The organism is Paenibacillus terreus, from assembly GCF_042138595.1.
Lineage (GTDB): Bacteria > Bacillota > Bacilli > Paenibacillales > Paenibacillaceae > Paenibacillus > Paenibacillus terreus.
Genome location: NZ_JBHIRX010000037.1, coordinates 1 through 1,256, shown reverse-complemented (window position 1 = coordinate 1,256; position 1,256 = coordinate 1). Strand labels below are relative to the sequence as shown.

The following is a 1,256-nucleotide window of genomic DNA, read 5'->3' as shown; positions in this document are numbered from 1 at the left end:
TGAAGTGCACCCCTTAGAATAGACATTGGAAAAACCCCCGGGTTTAGCCGATGAAATTCTAGGGGGTGTTATTTTTATGGGACAAAAGTTTAAGACATATTCAATTGCATTGAAAAAAGAGGCGATTCGCCTTCACGTCGAAGAGAAATGGACGTATCGCCGAATCACGGAGCACTTGGGGATTCAGGATGCAGATCGTGTGAAAAAGTGGATGAGGAAATATAGAGAGCAGGGAGAGTTTGGACTACTAGATGGGCGGGGACGTCGGAAGCAATATGTGAGTCAGGATCGGTATGTGCAAAACCTGAAACGGGAGAATGAGTTGCTAAAAAAGTGCTTGGTAGCCTGGAAGGAGGAAGCAAACAAGAGAGATATCAGATCATGGAAAAGGTAGCCGCATACGGAGATATCCAGAAACTCACTCGCGTGTTTGGTGTGTCCCGAAGCGGGTATTACGCCTATTTAAAACGTAAACGAAAAGATCGCGATGCAAAGGCGAAGAAACAGGTGCTTCAAACTTATCAGCGATATGAAGGGAAATATGGCTATCGGCAGCTTCAGTTGTTCCTTTGGCAAGATCATGGGATTTGGATGAACCACAAGAAGGTACTTCGTCTTATGCAAATACTCGGTATTCAATCCCGAATTCGTCGCAAACGACGCTTCATAAGCTCGTATGCCCCTGCTCAGCGTGTAGCAGAGAACCGCCTGAAGCGGAATTTCACTGCGGAAAAGCCTAATCAGAAATGGGTAACTGACATTACCCAGTATCGTGTTGGAGAGCGCTGGGTATATCTATCGGCAATTAAGGATCTGTTTAATAATGAGATCGTGGCTTACGAAATCGGCGAGCGTAACGACAATGAACTCGTGCTCCGCACATTCAGCAAAGCGTTTGCTAAGCAGAAAGACGTGACCGGACTGATCGTTCACAGCGACCAGGGATTCCAGTACACGTCTCACGCCTACCACGACATGCTGCCAAAGGTTGGCGCCCAAATCAGCATGTCTCGCCGAGGGAATTGCCTAGACAATGCCTCCATGGAGAGCTTCTTCTCGCATCTTAAAACGGAAGGACTCTACCCTTATCATATCCGAACGGTTACCGAAGCACAAAGCAAAATTGAGAAATATATTCGTTTTTATAACCGAAAACGGCCACAACGAAAACTAAAAAAACTGACGCCGGTAGAGTACCGACGCCAGTTTACCGCCTAGGGTCTTTTTTCAATGTCTACAAAATGGGGTCTTGACCA

2 protein-coding genes are annotated in these 1,256 nt (G+C 46.4%); both read left to right on the top strand.

The genetic code is table 11. The features are described 5' to 3' along the window. Window positions 1-76: 76 nt before the first annotated feature. Window positions 77-394, top strand: coding sequence for a helix-turn-helix domain-containing protein (locus ACE5KN_RS30975; RefSeq protein ID WP_375528913.1), 318 nt, complete (start codon window positions 77-79; stop codon window positions 392-394). Beyond that, on the top strand, window positions 382-1,218 hold the full coding sequence (locus tag ACE5KN_RS30970; protein ID WP_375533330.1) for an IS3 family transposase: 837 nt from the start codon (window positions 382-384) through the stop codon (window positions 1,216-1,218). Before ACE5KN_RS30975 ends, ACE5KN_RS30970 begins: the two co-directional genes overlap by 13 nt. The last annotated feature ends 38 nt before the right edge of the window (window positions 1,219-1,256 follow it).

Bases quoted from the DNA above. Each gene is read 5' to 3' on its own strand.
- ACE5KN_RS30975 (WP_375528913.1), top strand. From the start codon at position 77: ATGGGACAAAAGTTTAAGACATATTCAATTGCATTGAAAAAAGAGGCG.
- ACE5KN_RS30970 (WP_375533330.1), top strand. From the start codon at position 382: ATGGAAAAGGTAGCCGCATACGGAGATATCCAGAAACTCACTCGCGTG.